This is a genomic window from Pseudomonas asgharzadehiana (genome assembly GCF_019139815.1).
Classification (GTDB): Bacteria; Pseudomonadota; Gammaproteobacteria; order Pseudomonadales; family Pseudomonadaceae; genus Aquipseudomonas; species Aquipseudomonas asgharzadehiana.
On record NZ_CP077079.1, the window covers coordinates 994,594 to 1,010,375 of the forward strand.

General features: G+C 59.0%; 18 protein-coding genes and 1 tRNA gene. 5 read left to right on the forward strand and 14 right to left on the reverse strand.

The window, feature by feature from the left end; genetic code table 11:
- Positions 1-6: 6 nt before the first annotated feature.
- The 14 genes from sctL to KSS96_RS04480 all read right to left on the reverse strand — a co-directional run bounded on the left by sctL (position 7) and on the right by KSS96_RS04480 (position 10,797).
- Positions 7-597 (reverse strand): type III secretion system stator protein SctL, encoded by a 591-nt coding sequence (gene sctL / locus KSS96_RS04415; protein ID WP_068933662.1) that lies wholly within the window; start codon positions 595-597, stop codon positions 7-9.
- Positions 575-1,156, reverse strand: a complete 582-nt coding sequence (locus tag KSS96_RS04420) for a hypothetical protein (RefSeq protein WP_017529921.1) — start codon at positions 1,154-1,156, stop codon at positions 575-577. The genes sctL and KSS96_RS04420 overlap by 23 nt, the downstream gene beginning before the upstream one ends.
- Complete coding sequence (gene sctJ, locus KSS96_RS04425) at positions 1,149-1,931, reverse strand: type III secretion system inner membrane ring lipoprotein SctJ (protein WP_017529920.1); 783 nt, start codon at positions 1,929-1,931, stop codon at positions 1,149-1,151. Before sctJ ends, KSS96_RS04420 begins: the two co-directional genes overlap by 8 nt.
- Positions 1,932-1,935: 4 nt before the next feature.
- Entirely contained in the window at positions 1,936-2,301 is a 366-nt protein-coding gene (locus KSS96_RS04430; protein ID WP_017529919.1) for a hypothetical protein, read from the reverse strand.
- 87 nt (positions 2,302-2,388) lie between these two features.
- Positions 2,389-2,547, reverse strand: a complete 159-nt coding sequence (locus KSS96_RS04435; RefSeq protein WP_017529918.1) for a hypothetical protein — start codon at positions 2,545-2,547, stop codon at positions 2,389-2,391.
- A gap of 167 nt (positions 2,548-2,714) precedes the next feature.
- A complete protein-coding gene (locus KSS96_RS04440) occupies positions 2,715-3,629 on the reverse strand; it encodes a sigma-54-dependent Fis family transcriptional regulator (protein ID WP_017529917.1) in 915 nt (304 codons plus the stop codon).
- A gap of 257 nt (positions 3,630-3,886) precedes the next feature.
- Positions 3,887-4,987 carry a redox-regulated ATPase YchF gene (gene ychF / locus KSS96_RS04445; RefSeq protein ID WP_017529916.1) on the reverse strand — a complete coding sequence of 367 codons (1,101 nt, stop codon included), beginning with the start codon at positions 4,985-4,987 and terminating at the stop codon, positions 3,887-3,889.
- Between the two features lie 21 nt (positions 4,988-5,008).
- Positions 5,009-5,593 carry an aminoacyl-tRNA hydrolase gene (pth, locus tag KSS96_RS04450; RefSeq protein WP_017529915.1) on the reverse strand — a complete coding sequence of 195 codons (585 nt, stop codon included), beginning with the start codon at positions 5,591-5,593 and terminating at the stop codon, positions 5,009-5,011.
- Between the two features lie 166 nt (positions 5,594-5,759).
- Positions 5,760-6,359 (reverse strand): 50S ribosomal protein L25/general stress protein Ctc, encoded by a 600-nt coding sequence (locus tag KSS96_RS04455; RefSeq protein ID WP_003171597.1) that lies wholly within the window; start codon positions 6,357-6,359, stop codon positions 5,760-5,762.
- Between the two features lie 138 nt (positions 6,360-6,497).
- Positions 6,498-7,439, reverse strand: a complete 942-nt coding sequence (locus KSS96_RS04460) for a ribose-phosphate pyrophosphokinase (protein WP_003171603.1) — start codon at positions 7,437-7,439, stop codon at positions 6,498-6,500.
- 46 nt (positions 7,440-7,485) lie between these two features.
- Positions 7,486-7,560: transfer RNA gene (locus tag KSS96_RS04465), tRNA-Gln, on the reverse strand.
- 37 nt (positions 7,561-7,597) lie between these two features.
- Entirely contained in the window at positions 7,598-8,449 is an 852-nt protein-coding gene (gene ispE / locus KSS96_RS04470; RefSeq protein ID WP_065877338.1) for a 4-(cytidine 5'-diphospho)-2-C-methyl-D-erythritol kinase, read from the reverse strand.
- 1 nt (position 8,450) lies between these two features.
- A complete protein-coding gene (gene lolB / locus KSS96_RS04475; RefSeq protein WP_017529913.1) occupies positions 8,451-9,068 on the reverse strand; it encodes a lipoprotein insertase outer membrane protein LolB in 618 nt (205 codons plus the stop codon).
- A gap of 4 nt (positions 9,069-9,072) precedes the next feature.
- On the reverse strand, positions 9,073-10,797 hold the full coding sequence (locus KSS96_RS04480; protein WP_065877337.1) for a tetratricopeptide repeat protein: 1,725 nt from the start codon (positions 10,795-10,797) through the stop codon (positions 9,073-9,075).
- Between the two features lie 182 nt (positions 10,798-10,979).
- On the opposite strand from KSS96_RS04480, the gene hemA reads away from it, so the two are divergent.
- From hemA to murI, 5 genes are read left to right on the forward strand one after another with little or no spacing between them, the layout of a single operon-like run.
- The gene (gene hemA, locus KSS96_RS04485) at positions 10,980-12,269 is read left to right on the forward strand and encodes a glutamyl-tRNA reductase (RefSeq protein ID WP_017529911.1); all 1,290 of its coding nucleotides are present in this window, start codon (positions 10,980-10,982) and stop codon (positions 12,267-12,269) included.
- A complete protein-coding gene (gene prfA / locus KSS96_RS04490) occupies positions 12,266-13,348 on the forward strand; it encodes a peptide chain release factor 1 (RefSeq protein WP_017529910.1) in 1,083 nt (360 codons plus the stop codon). Before hemA ends, prfA begins: the two co-directional genes overlap by 4 nt.
- Entirely contained in the window at positions 13,349-14,179 is an 831-nt protein-coding gene (gene prmC / locus KSS96_RS04495) for a peptide chain release factor N(5)-glutamine methyltransferase (RefSeq protein ID WP_217855762.1), read from the forward strand.
- Entirely contained in the window at positions 14,173-14,928 is a 756-nt protein-coding gene (locus KSS96_RS04500; RefSeq protein ID WP_017529908.1) for a molybdopterin-synthase adenylyltransferase MoeB, read from the forward strand. The genes prmC and KSS96_RS04500 overlap by 7 nt, the downstream gene beginning before the upstream one ends.
- On the forward strand, positions 14,921-15,715 hold the full coding sequence (gene murI / locus KSS96_RS04505; RefSeq protein WP_017529907.1) for a glutamate racemase: 795 nt from the start codon (positions 14,921-14,923) through the stop codon (positions 15,713-15,715). Before KSS96_RS04500 ends, murI begins: the two co-directional genes overlap by 8 nt.
- Positions 15,716-15,782 lie beyond the last annotated feature (67 nt).

The window sequence follows — 15,782 nt, forward strand, 5'->3', positions numbered from 1 at the left end:
AAGTTGTTACTTGGTCTGGGCCTTGGGGGGGATTACCACCAGGTTATCGAGGGCATGGGCCCAGTTGATGTGAAACCCACCCTCTTGTGTCTCAAGCAGCAGCGACTGGGCGGCGAGTCCATCTTCCACTTGAAGTGTCCAGGGCACGTTGCAGTGCAGGTTGAGCCATAGCTCGACGTGCTCGCGGTCCAGTGGGTTGCACATCAGGTTTGCCTCGACCGCAGGCAGTTGCGCCGCCAGCAGCTTATTGAGCAATGCGCTGAGGCGTTGAGCGGGTACGGCCTCCTCCAGGAGGCTTCGAATGGCGGTATTAATGACCGAGGTCGCGGCGTGTTCCAGATGGTCGACCATCATCTGGCGCTCAGACTCCCAACGATGCAGCTGGGCATTGGCACGCTGCCAGAACTCATCGCTGGCGCGTTCGAGCATCTGCTCGCATTGGTCCTCGGCTTGGCGTATGAGCGCCTGCGCTTGGGTTTGGGCGTGATCAAGCAATTGCTGCGCCTGGGAGTGTTCGGCAAGCATTTGCCTGGGGATCAGCGCCGTTGGCAGATCGTGAGGCTGGGTCTTCAGCTCAATCTTGTGGGCGCAAAACATGCTGGGAATTCTCTTGGGAGGCACGCAGGGTGTTATCGACGGTGGGAGAGGTTGCGCGCCAGACAGTGGCTTGCCACAGGGTATCCAGCCGGCCATGGGTGTCCGCCGGTTTGGGATGTCGTTCCAGCTCGAGCACCCTTGGGCGCGCAAAGCACAAGCGCAGCCGCTGCCAGATAGCAGGGGCGACCCACGCGCGCAGATATTGCAAGGGATCATCGATGCTCGACGAGGCCGGGCCAGGCGGCAGTGCCTTGGCCAAGCGCTGGCACCAAAGCAGTTGTTCCTGATTCAAGCGCTTGTCATGGGGCGCGTTGTACACCTCATTGACGAGGATGAGCACGAGGTCCCGTTGCTGCGCGCTGCTCAGCACCAGGTGTAACAATGCCGAAGACGCGGCCGGGGGCAGCTCGGGCTCGATGCCGAACAGGCTGCTCACACGGCGGTGATGGCTGCGTGAAAGCGCTGCGGCGTCGACAAAGCCCGTTTGGGTGAGCCAATCGATGTGGGCATGTTTCCACGGCAAGGCCCACCATGTTGCCCAACTCAGGTCTTCACTCATGAGCCTGTGCCAATGCAGGCTCTACAGGGTTGGGCTGTTTGCCGCGGCGCCATAACCGCCAGCCAACGCCAGCCAGGATGAGGGCGACCAGAGGTAATAAAACGCTGGCGCGCCAAAACCCCAGGTCATGCTCCGGCACCAGGAACGGGCCGAAATACACCAGCTGTTGCTCTTCTTTGTAGGCGATGGCCGGTACGAAAATCACGGTCAGTTTTACGGTGTTGTCTAGGGCCGAGGCCATCCCGGGGATGCTGCTGGCCACCATCCTGCGCACACGCGGGTTTATTTTGTCCGGGTCCAATCGCGGGTCATGCTTGATGAATACCGAGGCGGAGGCCGGCTGTACCGGCTCGCCTGGCGCGACTCGTTCAGGGAGCACCACGTGAACCCGGGCGACGATCACACCGTCTATGTTCGATAGGGTCGACTCCAGTTCCTGGGACAGCGCGTAGATGTAGCGTGCACGCTCTTCCAGAGGCGTGGAGATGACGCCTTCCTTGCGAAATACGTCCCCCAGTGTCGAACGGGCCAGCCTGGGCAGCCCCGCAGCGTCCAGGGTACGCACCGCTCGACTTATGTCACTGGCATTGACGCGAACGGCGACGCCGTCTTTGCCTGGGATTTTCTGGGCGCGGATCTGTTTATCGGCCAGTTCTGCGATGACTTCGTTAGCTTCCTGCTCAGAGATGTTGCGATGAAGCTCTACGCTTTCACCACAGCCAGTCAGCATCAGCGCCGATGACAGAAACACGAGGGCGATCAGGCGGCGATACATGCATCTACCCCAGGTTTGAAATTTTATCGACGCCTTTTGCGATTGCGCCAATGACCTTGACGCGTGACATCACGTCTATATGCGCCTCGGCGAGCGATTGGGGAAACTCGTTCGCATCTTTGGTCTTCTTGTTCTGGCTTGCATCCCGAAACCCTTTGGATACGCGTCTGGACAGTGTTTGCGACTCAGTGGAGTCCCAGGGCGATGCGGCAGAGGCCAGGGCGGGCGCAATGCCGTTACCGGACTGTTCGGTGGTGTTGAGTTGGGCGTTGAAAAAATTAATGTCAGAAACCGCGCTGTTCGCGTCTGGCGTGTCGACCTGGGCAGCGATGGTCGCGTTTTTTCGAAACCCGGCATGGGTAATATCCATGTGAACCTCTATCGAACGAATCAGGTGCTGTGCCTGCAGTGAGCGTAAAAACCTCCTCAACCTGCGGGTTGAGGAGGCTCGTCTTACTTAGGCGAATCGCAGGGATTTAATGCGGCCCGCTTTAGCTGTGGTCAGTTCTTGCTCAGCGGTTTTTTTTGCTTCTTCAACCACTTTTCGTTCTTTGTCTGCGTTGATTGCGTCCAATTGTGCTTGGTTGCCAGCGCTACCACCAATGCCAGAGATCATAGATCACCTTTCAAGTTTTAAATAAAGAGTGATAGCAAGTAACCTGCTATCTGTGCATGTTGAGCGACGTTGAAGTTGCTCAGGCTTTGGGTGGTTGGTTACAAATGAAACGTTCCATTTTATTGCGCGTGAAATATTTAAATTCATTTCGGTTGGTGCGGTAGTGTTTATATTTCGAGTTGTTTCATCCGGTAATAGAGTGTGCGCTTTACCACCCCCAACTCAGTCGCCACGCTATCGACACAGTGGTCGTTGCGCTGCAGTGACTCTTCAATCAGCGCTTTTTCGATTTGTTGCAGGCGGGTCTTGAGGCCTATTTCGTTACCTTGTGGGTTGCTCATCGGGGTTGCGAGCGGTGCCAGGCCCAATACGAAGCGTTTGGCGGCCGAACGTAGCTCACGAATGTTTCCCAGCCAGGAATGGCAGAGTATTTGTTGCAACAACTGGGCGGGCGGGGTTGGCGCAGGACATTGGAACTGTTCGGCCTCCTGCCGGACCATGTTGAGAAACAACGGGATGATCCGTTCTCGTTGGTCGCGCAGGGCGGGAAGCTGGAGGCTGACAATGTTCAATCGAAAGTACAGGTCACGTCTGAAAGTGCCTGATTCGACCATCTGGTGCAGCGACTGCTGGGCTGAGGCAATGACGCGCATATCCACCGGGATGAAACGGGTTGAGCCTAGGCGCTCCACGCCGCGAGACTCCAGTACCCGCAGCAGTTTGGCTTGCAGGTTCAACGGCATGCTGTCGATCTCGTCGAGGTAAAGCGTGCCCAGATGAGCGGCTTCCACAACGCCTGCCCGCGACTGCACCGCCCCCGTAAAGGCGCCGCTGTTGACCCCAAACAACTGGCTTTCCGCAAGGCTTTCGGGGATGGCCGCACAGTTCACGGCAACGAAGTTACCGCGCCGTCCCGATAAACGATGAACCCGTTGGGCCAGCGTGTCCTTGCCGGTGCCGGTTTCTCCCAGCAATAAAATATCGATGTTGAGTTTCGCGGTGCTGTGAAGCGTACTTTCAATGTCTGGGTCTTCCAGGAACGACATGTCCGTTTCAACTTCCCCATGACAGGAATTCAACATCGAAGGGGTGCTCCATTATGTTTCGCGATTGAGAAGGCCGTGATCAGCCACGCCTTCACTGGCGCGAAAAATTATAGGTTTCTCACACGGAGCTTGAAGTAGGAAGTTACGTGAATGCTGTAGGAAAAGTTAGATAGGTTTATGTTTTGTTGTGGCTAATTACGAACGCGTCAAAGTTCGGGTGTTAAATAATGGCCCACAAAAAAGCCGATGCAATGCATCGGCTTTTTAAGTGCGGGGTAAGCCGCGAATACTACTTACACGTTGAAACGGAAATGCATCACGTCGCCATCCTTGACGATGTATTCCTTGCCTTCCAGGCGCCATTTACCGGCTTCCTTGGCACCGGCTTCACCCTTGAACTGAATAAAGTCGTTGTAGGCGATCACTTCGGCGCGGATAAAGCCTTTTTCGAAGTCGGTGTGGATCACGCCGGCAGCCTGTGGCGCGGTGGCGCCGACTTTGACGGTCCAGGCGCGGACTTCTTCGACGCCGGCGGTGAAGTAGGTCTGCAAGTTGAGCATTTCGTAGCCGGCACGGATCACGCGATTCAGACCAGGCTCTTCCAGGCCCAGGGCCTCAAGGAACATATCTTTTTCTTCGCCGTCGTCGAGTTCGGCGATTTCCGCTTCGATCTTGTTGCACACCGGAACAACTATGGCGCCTTCTTCGTCGGCAATGGCCTTGACCACATCCAGCAGCGGGTTGTTCTCAAAACCGTCTTCAGCCACGTTGGCGATGTACATTACCGGTTTGGTGGTCAGCAGGTGGAAGCCCTTGATCACGGCCTTCTCATCAACGCCCATGTTCTTCATCAGGCTGCGCGCAGGCTTGCCTTCGGTGAAGTGAGCGATCAACTGCTCCAGCAGGCCTTTCTGGACCACTGCGTCCTTGTCACCGCCCTTGGCGTTACGCGCAACTTTCTGCAATTGCTTTTCGCAGCTGTCGAGGTCGGCGAAGATCAGTTCCAGGTCAATGATCTCGATGTCGCGTTTCGGGTCGACACTGTTGGAGACGTGAATCACGTTCTCGTCTTCGAAGCAGCGGACCACGTGGGCGATGGCATCGGTTTCGCGGATGTTGGCCAGGAACTTGTTGCCCAGGCCCTCACCTTTCGATGCGCCAGCCACCAGGCCGGCGATGTCGACGAATTCCATGGTGGTTGGCAGGATGCGCTTGGGGTTGACGATGGCTGCCAGCGCGTCAAGACGCGGGTCCGGCATCGGCACGATACCGCTGTTGGGTTCGATGGTGCAGAAGGGGAAGTTCTCCGCCGCAATACCGGACTTGGTCAAAGCGTTGAACAAGGTGGATTTGCCGACGTTGGGCAGGCCGACGATGCCGCAATTGAATCCCATGGTGTTTCCCCTCGGTAAGAGTCAGGCCTTCTGGCTGTGCAGGTTTTTCATCGCACGGTTCCATTCCCCGGCGAAGATATCCGGCAGCACGCCGAGGGCAAAGTCGATGCTGGCATCGAGTTTTTCCTGTTCGGCGCGTGGCGCACGACCCAGGACGAAATTTGAAACCATACTGGCAACGCCTGGGTGGCCAATGCCGAGCCGCAGGCGGTAGAAATTATTCTGATTACCCAACTGCGCGATGATGTCGCGCAGGCCGTTGTGCCCACCGTGCCCGCCGCCCAGCTTGAGCTTGGCAACGCCGGGTGGCAGGTCCAGTTCGTCATGGGCCACCAGGATTTCTTCGGGTTTGATCCGGAAGAAGCCCGCAAGCGCCGCGACAGACTGGCCGCTGCGGTTCATGTAGGTGGTGGGAATCAGCAGACGAACATCCTGACCCTGGTGCGAGAAGCGCCCGGTCAGGCCAAAATACTTGCGATCGGCCGCCAGGTTTACACCCTGGGCATGGGCGATACGCTCAACAAAAAGGGCCCCCGCGTTATGCCGGGTCTGTTCGTATTCGGCGCCTGGATTTCCCAGGCCAACGATCAGTTTAATGGCAGTCACGACAGGGGCCCTTCCTTTGGAGTTGTGGATAACATCGCCGACCTGAGTGCGGCGAAAGTGGATGACAGGAGCTCACTTATCCAGAGATAAACTTCGCGTTGTCGCCCGCTTTCTCGCTACGTTCCGGTCCGCGATGTTGCCTCAAGCTCCGGCAAGACAGAGTGAATTACTCTGCAGCGCCTTCTTCAGCTTCTGGTGCAACGCGTGGAGCGTGTACGTTTGCAACAGCTTTGTCGTCACCGTGAGCCAGTGCAACGAACTCAACGCCTTTAGGGGCTTTGAGGTCGGACAGGTGAACGATTGCGCCGATTTCCAGAGCCGACAGGTCGACTTCGATGAACTCAGGCAGATCTTTCGGCAGGCAAGTCACTTCGATTTCGTTCAGGACGTGAGAGATCTCGCCGCCTTTCTTGACCGGAGCTTCTTCACCAACAAAGTGTACTGGAACGATAGCGGTCAGTTTCTGACCGGCTACGACGCGTACGAAGTCGGCGTGCAGTACGTGACCCTTGGACGGGTGACGTTGCAGGGCCTTGATGATGACGTTCTGCTTTTTGCCGCCAACGTTCAGTTCGATAACGTGGCTGTAGGCAGCATCGTTTTCGAGCAGTTTGGCAACTTCTTTAGCCAGCATGCTGATGGATTCAGGGGCTTTGTCGCCACCGTAAACTACAGCTGGAACCAGGCTTGCGAGACGACGCAGGCGGCGGCTCGCACCTTTCCCCAGGTCGGAACGCAGTTCAGCATTCAAAGTAAAGTTGTTCATGTTGTATCTCCAAATTAACCACATTCGCCCCAGCGTTTGCGACCAGCGCTAAAGGCGATATGGGCAAAAAAGCCCCGCCCCAACAGAATGCTGGGGCGGGGCGCTTTTCGTCAGGTTGATGTCGCTAAGGTTTGACCCTTAACGGAACATCGCGCTGATCGATTCTTCATTGCTGATACGGCGAACCGCTTCGGCAACGACCGGTGCGATATCCAGTTGACGGATACGCGCACAGGCTTGAGCAGCGGCGGACAACGGGATGGTGTTGGTCACCACCAGTTCGTCCAGCACGGAATTCTCGATGTTCTCGATCGCTCGGCCCGACAGCACAGGGTGTGTGCAGTAGGCGAAGACTTTAGCCGCACCGTGCTCTTTCAAGGCTTTAGCCGCGTGGCACAGGGTGCCGGCGGTGTCGACCATGTCATCAACCAGAATACAGGTACGCCCTTCGACATCACCGATGATATGCATCACTTCAGAGTGATTGGCTTTCTCGCGGCGTTTGTCGATGATCCCGAGATCCACACCCAGGGATTTGGCAACGGCCCGTGCACGCACGACGCCACCAATGTCCGGGGACACGATCATCAGGTTTTCAAAGCGCTGATCTTCGATGTCATCCACCAATACGGGGGAGCCGTAGATGTTATCTACCGGAATATCGAAGAACCCCTGGATTTGGTCAGCGTGCAGGTCAACCGTGAGAACACGGTCGATGCCTACCACGGTGAGCATGTCAGCAACGACTTTCGCGCTGATAGCCACACGTGCGGAACGCGGACGGCGATCCTGACGGGCATAACCAAAGTAAGGGATTACAGCTGTGATTCGAGTCGCTGAGGAGCGGCGGAAGGCATCAGCCATCACGACGAGTTCCATCAGGTTATCGTTGGTCGGAGCGCAGGTCGGCTGAATAATGAATACGTCTTTACCGCGAACGTTTTCATTGATCTCGGCTGTAATTTCGCCGTCGGAGAACTTACCGACAGAGATGTCACCGAGAGGGATATGCAGCTGACGTACGACACGTCGAGCCAGATCGGGGTTGGCGTTCCCCGTAAAGACCATCATCTTGGACACGCGCAGTACCTAGAGGCTGAGGGTAACCTGGATGAGTATTAGAAAATGGCAGGGGCGGCTGGATTCGAACCAACGCATGGCAGGATCAAAACCTGCTGCCTTACCGCTTGGCGACGCCCCTGTATCTGTTGCAACGAGTACCCAGTACTCGATTCCTTTTAGAGCAGACTTTGCAGCTTGCGATGCAACATCGAAACGTTGCTTCCCTTTGCTACAAACCCTGTAAGGGTCTCTGTAAGAAGGGCCGAGACTTTATCAGCTTCAGCTTTGCTTGGGAAGCCCCCAAACACACAACTTCCAGTTCCGGTTAATTTTGCTTCGGTAAATTTACCTAACAAATTCAAAGCGTTACGTACCTCTGGATAACGCCTTGCTACAACCGGTAAGCAGTCATTTCGACTGTTTCCCTTGGGAACGGGGCGCACTTTAATGGGAGAAGAGTTACGTGTCAACAACGGATCTGAAAAAATTTCTGCTGTACTTACAGATACTTGCGGGACAAGCACGACATACCACGGCTCTTCGGGGAATTGCGGGGTAAGTTTCTCCCCTACGCCCTCGGCAAAAGCCGCATGCCCATGCACGAAAACCGGGACATCGGCGCCCAGCGTGAGGCCCAGCGCGGCCAGGCGATCTTGGCCCCAGCCCAGTTGCCACAAGTGGTTGAGACCCAGCAGGGTGGTCGCGGCATTTGAGCTGCCCCCGCCGATCCCGCCACCCATCGGCAGGATTTTATCGATCCAGATGTCGATGCCCTGCGAACAGCCGGATTGTTCCTGAAGTTTTTTTGCCGCCCGCACAATCAGATTGCTGTCGTGGGGCACGCCGTCGAATTCGGTGTGCAGTTGGATCATGCCATCGTCGCGTACGGCGAAGGTCAGCTCATCGCCATAGTCGAGAAATTGAAACAGCGTCTGCAACTCGTGGTAGCCGTCTTCGCGGCGCCCCAGAATGTGCAGCATCAGGTTCAGTTTGGCCGGGGAGGGCAGAGTCAGTTTGTCTACGCTCACGTCACTGCCCCAATTTGCGCGGTTGCCAGTCCTTGATCACCAGCGTCACGTCCAGGTCGGTACCGTGCAGCTTGATGCGCTCGGGCAGCCAATAACCGCTTTGTTGCACATAACTGAGGTACTCGACCTGCCAGCCATCCTGTTCCAGGGTGGCCAGGCGGCTGTCACCGTTGAGGCTCAGGCGACTCTTGCTGTCCGGCGCGGGCAGGCCGCGAACCCACCACACCAAGTGCGAGACAGGCAGCTTCCAGCCGATCTGCTCTTGCAGCAAAGCTTCCGGTGACGTCGCTTCATAGCGGCCCTGGTTGGCCACTTCAAGGCTCACCTGCCCCGGACGCCCGGTCAGGCGAGCCGCGCCACGGCCCAGTGGGCCCGATAAACGAATGTCGTAATAATCCTGGCGTTGCAGCCAGAACAACGTGCCGCTGCCGGAGTCTTTCGGTGCGCGCACCCCGACTTTGCCTTCGATCTGCCAGCCATCAATGCTGGCTAGCTGATCCTTATGCTGCTTCCATTGCGCCGGGTTGCCCTGGCCTTCAACGGATTCACGGTTGCCCAGGCCTGCGCAACCGGCGAGCAGGGCGATAAGACTGAACATTACAACGTGGCGCAAGAACATAAGCTTAAAGGGTCTCGGATCCGGTCAGGCGCTTGATGGTGCCGCGCAGGATGGGGCTTTCGGGTTGTTCGTTGAGGAATTTTTCCCAGATTTGGCGTGCTTCGCGCTGTTTGCCATTGGCCCACAACACTTCGCCCAGGTGGGCGGCGACTTCCTGATCGGGGAAGCGCTCCAGCGCCTGGCGCAGCAAACGTTCGGCTTCGTCCAGGTTACCCAGGCGGTAGTTCACCCAGCCCAGGCTGTCGAGCACGGCCGGGTCTTCGGGGTTGAGCTTGTGCGCTTGTTCGATCAGTACCTTGGCTTCGTCGTAGCGCGTGGTGCGGTCGGACAAGGTGTAGCCCAATGCATTCAGCGCCATGGCGTTGTCGGGGTCGCGCTTGATGATCAGCCGCAGGTCTTTTTCCATCTGCGCCAAATCGTTGCGTTTTTCCGCCTGCATGGCGCGGGTGTACAGCAGATTCAAGTCGTCGGGGAATTGCAGCAAGGCTTGTTGCAGCAGTTTCCAGGCGCGCTCGCCCTGATTGTTGGCTGACAAGGTTTCGGCCTGGATCAAGTACAGTTGGATTGCGTAATCCGGCTCGGCATCGCGGGCGGCGGCCAGGCGTTTTTCGGCCTCGTCGGTGCGGCCGTTGCTTATCAGGATATCGGCTTGGCGCAACTGAGCCGGCAGGTAGTCATTACCGGGGCCGACCTGGGCGTATTCGAGCAGGGCGGCCTGTGGGTCGTTGCGCTCTTCAGCGATACGGCCCAGGTTCAGGTGCGCGGAGTCCACGTGGCTTTCCCGGGCAATCAGCTCTTCCAGATACCCCTTGGCCTCGTCCCAGGCCTTGGCTTCCAGGCACACCAGCGCCAGGGAGTAACGCAGTTCGTCATCGTCCGGGTATTGCTGGACCAGGCTGGCGAACTGCACTTTGGCGTCCTCCATGCGGTCCTGCTCGACCAGCATGCGCGCATAAGTCAGGCGCAGGCGTTTGTCTTCCGGGTACTTCTTGATGCTTTTTTCCAGCAGTACAATCGCTTCCTTGCCACGATTGAGGTTCTGCAGCAGGCGCGCGCGCAGCAGGATCGGCGCGACCTCGCCCTCTTCCGGCGGGTTCTGCTCCAGCAGCTTAAGGGCCGCTTCGGCTTCGTCATCCTGTTGCAGCAACAACGCCTTGCCGAAAATCAGCTGGCTGTTCTTTGGATGCTTTTGCAGCAGGCGGTCGAAACCTTTCATCAACCCATTGCGCGTGTCCTGGTCGGTGTCGGCGGCCGATAGCGCGAGAAAGTCGAAATGCGTGTCACCCTTGCCCTGCAGGACTTTCTCCATATACACCATGGAGTCGTCATAACGCCCTGCTCGTGCCAACTGAATGGCGGCTGCGCGCTGCGCTTCCAGATCATCGGGCGCGTTTTTCGCCCAGATCAACGAGGTATCCAGCGCAGCCTGATCGGCACCCAGGTACTCGGCGATGCGAAACGCTCGCTCGGAGATTCCCGGGTCCTGGGTGTTGATGGCCTGGGTCACGTAATTATCCAGCGCAATGTCGAAGCGATTGCGTTGGCCGGCCAGTTCCGCACTCAGCAGGCTGAACACCGTTTCTTCACTGAACGAGGAGTAAACCTTGGGCTTTTCAGGGGCGGGAGTGCTGTCTTCCACCGGCGGGGTACCGTCCGGCGACACGGGGGCCAAGGCCTGGCAGCCGCTGAGGAAGACAAAAGCAAGGAGCAACGCGGAAGATCTATTCATATAGGAAGAGGACGACTAACCTGCGGTCGGATCATCATGACACAAGCCTTCGGCCAAACATAACCGAGTCTCAGTGGATACCTTTATAGGCACAAGGTATAGGGACAATAGACGACGGTGGTTGTTCTGAATCTTTCGAAGTAGGACAATTGTCGGCTTCCCGACATCATCAGCGATATTGAATGGCCTTCCTCGCACTCGGTATTAACCACAAGACTGCCTCCGTAGACGTGCGCGAGCGCGTGGCGTTTACCCCAGAGCAGTTGGTTGAGGCCTTGCAGCAGCTCTGCCGGCTCACCGACAGCCGCGAAGCTGCGATCCTTTCAACCTGCAATCGCAGCGAACTTTATATAGAGCAGGAACATCTCAGCGCGGATGTCGTCTTGCGCTGGCTGGCGGATTATCACCATTTAAGCCTCGATGACCTGCGCGCCAGTGCCTATGTGCACGAAGAGGATGCGGCAGTTCGTCACATGATGCGTGTGGCTGCCGGTCTCGATTCGCTGGTACTCGGCGAGCCGCAGATCCTCGGCCAGATGAAGTCCGCCTACGCGGTAGCGCGCGAGGCCGGTACCGTCGGCCCGCTGCTGGGTCGCCTGTTCCAGGCCACGTTCAATTCGGCCAAGCAGGTGCGCACCGACACCGCCATCGGCGAAAACCCAGTGTCCGTGGCGTTTGCCGCCGTCAGCCTGGCCAAGCAGATTTTCAGCGACTTGCAGCGCAGCCAGGCCTTGCTGATCGGCGCCGGTGAAACCATCACTCTGGTGGCCCGCCACCTGCATGATCTGGGTGTGAAGCGCATCGTGGTCGCCAACCGCACCCTGGAGCGCGCAAGCATCCTGGCCGAACAGTTTGGCGCCCACGCCGTGCTGCTGGCGGATATTCCGGCCGAGCTGGTGCGAAGCGATATCGTGATCAGCTCCACCGCCAGCCAATTGCCTATTCTTGGCAAGGGCGCGGTGGAAAGCGCGCTGAAGCTGCGCAAGCACAAGCCGATCTTTATGGTGGATATCGCCGTTCCCAGGGATATCGAGCCCGAAGTCGGCGAGTTGGACGACGTTTACCTCTACAGCGTCGATGATCTGCATGAAGTGGTCGCCGAAAACCTCAAGAGCCGCCAGGGCGCTGCCCAGGCCGCCGAGGAAATGGTCAGCACCGGCGCCGAAGACTTCATGGTGCGCTTACGTGAACTGGCGGCGGTGGACGTGCTCAAGGCGTATCGTCAGCAGGGTGAACGCCTGCGCGACGAGGAGTTGCTCAAGGCTCAGCGCTTGCTGGCCAACGGCAGCAGCGCCGAAGAGGTGCTGATGCAACTGGCTCGCGGCCTTACCAACAAGCTGCTCCACGCGCCCAGCGTGCAATTGAAAAAGCTTACCGCCGAAGGCCGCCTCGATGCGTTGGCCATGGCCCAGGAACTCTTTGCCCTCGGTGAGGGCGCGTCAGAAAGCTCTTCGGATAAAAAACCGCAATGAAAGCGTCACTGCTCAATAAACTGGACGTGCTCCAGGACCGTTTCGAAGAACTGACCGCCTTGCTCGGCGATGGCGAGGTCATCTCCGATCAGGCCAGGTTCCGCGCTTATTCCAAGGAATACGCCGAAGTCGAGCCTGTCGTGGCGACCTACAAAAACTTGCTGAAAGTGCAGGCCGACCTTGAAGGTGCCCAGGCGCTGCTCAAGGACAGCGACCCGGACATGCGCGAAATGGCCGTGGAAGAAGTCCGCGAAGCCAAGGACAAACTGGCCGAGCTGGAAGGCGACCTGCAACGCATGTTGCTGCCCAAGGACCCCAACGACGGGCGCAACGTGTTCCTCGAAATACGCGCCGGCACCGGTGGCGACGAGGCGGCGATTTTTTCCGGCGACCTGTTCCGCATGTATTCGCGCTATGCCGAGCGGCGTGGCTGGCGGGTGGAGATCCTGTCCGAGAACGAAGGCGAGCACGGGGGCTATAAAGAAGTCATCGCGCGGGTCGAAGGCGAGAATGTCTACGGCAAGCTGAAGTTCGAATCCGGCGCGCACCGTGTACAGCGGGTGCCGGCGACCGAATCCCAGGGCCGCATCCATACCTCGGCGTGCACGGTGGCCGTATTGCCCGAGCCGGATGAGCAGGAAGCGATCGAGATCAACCCGGCGGACCTGCGCGTCGACACCTACCGCTCGTCGGGCGCCGGTGGCCAGCACGTCAACAAAACCGATTCGGCGATCCGCATCACCCACTTGCCGTCGGGCATCGTGGTGGAGTGCCAGGAAGAACGTTCCCAGCACAAGAACCGTGCCCGCGCCATGTCCTGGCTGTCGGCCAAGCTCAACGACCAGCAGACCAGCGCCGCCGCCAATGCGATTGCCAGCGAGCGTAAATTGCTGGTGGGCTCGGGCGACCGTTCCGAGCGCATCCGTACCTACAACTTCGCCCAGGGCCGGGTCACCGACCACCGGGTCAACCTCACCCTTTACTCCCTTGACGAGATCCTCGCCGGTGGCGTCGATGCGGTGATCGAGCCGCTGCTCGCCGAATACCAGGCCGATCAATTGGCGGCGATAGGTGAATAAATGACCATCATCGCCAGCCTATTGCGCGCCGCCGACCTGCCGGACTCGCCCACCGCGCGCCTGGACGCCGAATTGCTGCTGGCCGCTGCCCTGGGAAAATCGCGCAGCTACCTGCACACCTGGCCGGAGAAAATCGTCAGCAGCGAAGATGCGCTGACCTTCGCCGGCTACCTGCAACGCCGCCGCGCCGGCGAGCCGGTGGCTTACATTCTTGGCCAGCAAGGTTTCTGGAAACTCGACCTGGAGGTCGCGCCGCACACGCTGATCCCGCGTCCGGACACCGAATTGCTGGTGGAAGCGGCGCTGGAATTATTGCCGGCCACGCCCACCCAGGTCCTCGACCTGGGCACCGGCAGCGGCGCCATTGCATTGGCCCTGGCCAGCGAGCGTCCCGCCTGGCGGGTCACGGCCGTTGATCGCGTGCTGGAGGCAGTGGCCTTGGCCGAACGCAACCGCCAGCGCCTGCACCTGAACAACGCCACGGTGCTCAACAGCCATTGGTTCAGCGCCCTGCAAGGTCGTACTTATGACCTGATCATCAGTAACCCGCCCTACATCGCCGATAACGACCCGCACCTGGCGGCGGGCGATGTGCGTTTCGAACCGGCCAGCGCGCTGGTAGCGGGCCATGATGGCCTGGACGACCTGCGCTTGATCATCAAAGAGGCTCCGGCCCACTTGAATGCCGGTGGCTGGCTACTGCTCGAACACGGTTACGACCAGGCTCTGGCCGTGCGCGATCTGTTACTGAGCCAGGGCTTTGACGACGTGCATAGCCGCATCGATCTGGGCGGCCACGAACGCATCACGTTGGGGCACCGGCCGTGCTGACCGACCAAGAGCTGTTGCGCTATAGCCGACAGATTCTGTTGCAGCATGTCGACATCGACGGCCAACTGCGTCTGAAAAACGCCCGCGCGTTGATTGTCGGCCTGGGTGGCCTGGGCGCGCCCGTGGCGCTGTATCTGGCGGCCGCCGGCGTGGGCGAGTTGCATCTGGCCGACTTCGATACGGTTGACCTGACCAACCTGCAACGCCAGATCATCCATGACACCGACAGTGTCGGGCAGGCCAAGGTCGATTCGGCCATGCGCCGCCTGACGGCGATCAACCCGGACATCGCCTTGGTTCCTCATCGCCGCGCACTCGATGCGGACTCCCTGGCGGCGGCCGTGGCAGCGGTGGATGTGGTGCTCGATTGCAGCGACAACTTCTCCACCCGCGAAGCCGTCAATGCGGCCTGTGTCGCTGGCGCCACGCCCTTGATCAGCGGCGCGGCGATTCGCCTGGAGGGGCAATTGTCGGTGTTCGACCCGCGCCGCGCCGACAGCCCGTGTTACCACTGTTTATATGGGCACGGCAGCGACACCGAGCTCACCTGCAGCGAAGCCGGCGTGGTAGGGCCGCTGGTCGGTTTGGTGGGCAGCCTGCAAGCGCTGGAAGCCTTGAAGCTGCTGGCCGGCTTCGGCGAGCCGCTGGTGGGCCGCTTGTTGCTGATTGATGCCTTGACCACGCGCTTTCGCGAGTTGCGCGTCAAGCGTGACCCAGGTTGCAGCGTCTGCGGGACGCAGCATGGTTAAGGGCGCGCCGGTCGGTGTGTTCGATTCCGGTGTCGGCGGCTTGTCGGTGCTGGATGAAATCCAGCAACTATTGCCCCACGAATCACTGCTGTATGTCGCCGATGGCGGGCATATCCCCTACGGCGAGAAAACCCCCGCATTCATTCTTGAACGCTCGCGGCGGGTGGCCGAGTTTTTCCGCGCGAAAGGCGCCAAGGCATTCGTGATCGCGTGCAACACGGCCACCGTCGCGGCAGTGGCCGATTTACGCCAGGACTACCCCGACTGGTCACTGGTGGGCATGGAGCCCGCCGTCAAACCCGCCGCTGCCGCTACCCGCAGTGGTGTGGTCGGCGTGCTGGCCACCACCGGCACCCTGCAAAGCGCCAAGTTCGCAGCCTTGCTCGACCGTTTCGCCACCGATGTGCGGGTGATCACCCAGCCATGTCCGGGCCTGGTGGAATTGATTGAAACCGGCGACCTGAACAGCCCGGCCCTGCGCCAGTTGTTGCTGGGCTATATACGCCCGCTGCTCAGTGCCGGTTGCGACACCATTATCCTCGGTTGCACCCACTATCCCTTCCTCAAGCCCCTGCTGGCACAGATGCTGCCCCCCAGCATCATCCTCATCGACACCGGCGCCGCCGTGGCCCGCCAGCTCAAGCGCTTGCTGGGCGAGCGCGACCTGCTGGCGGTCGGCCCGCCCGAGCCCGCACAGTTCTGGACCAGCGGCGATGTGCGTCATCTCAGAAATATCCTACCGACACTATGGAAACATTCCGGAGTTGTGCGAAGCTTCGATTCGTGAAAATTTCGTGAAACGTCGCTGAACTTCTGGCTGTGGGTCAGCTTCTATAGCGAGATGGCCTGTACAA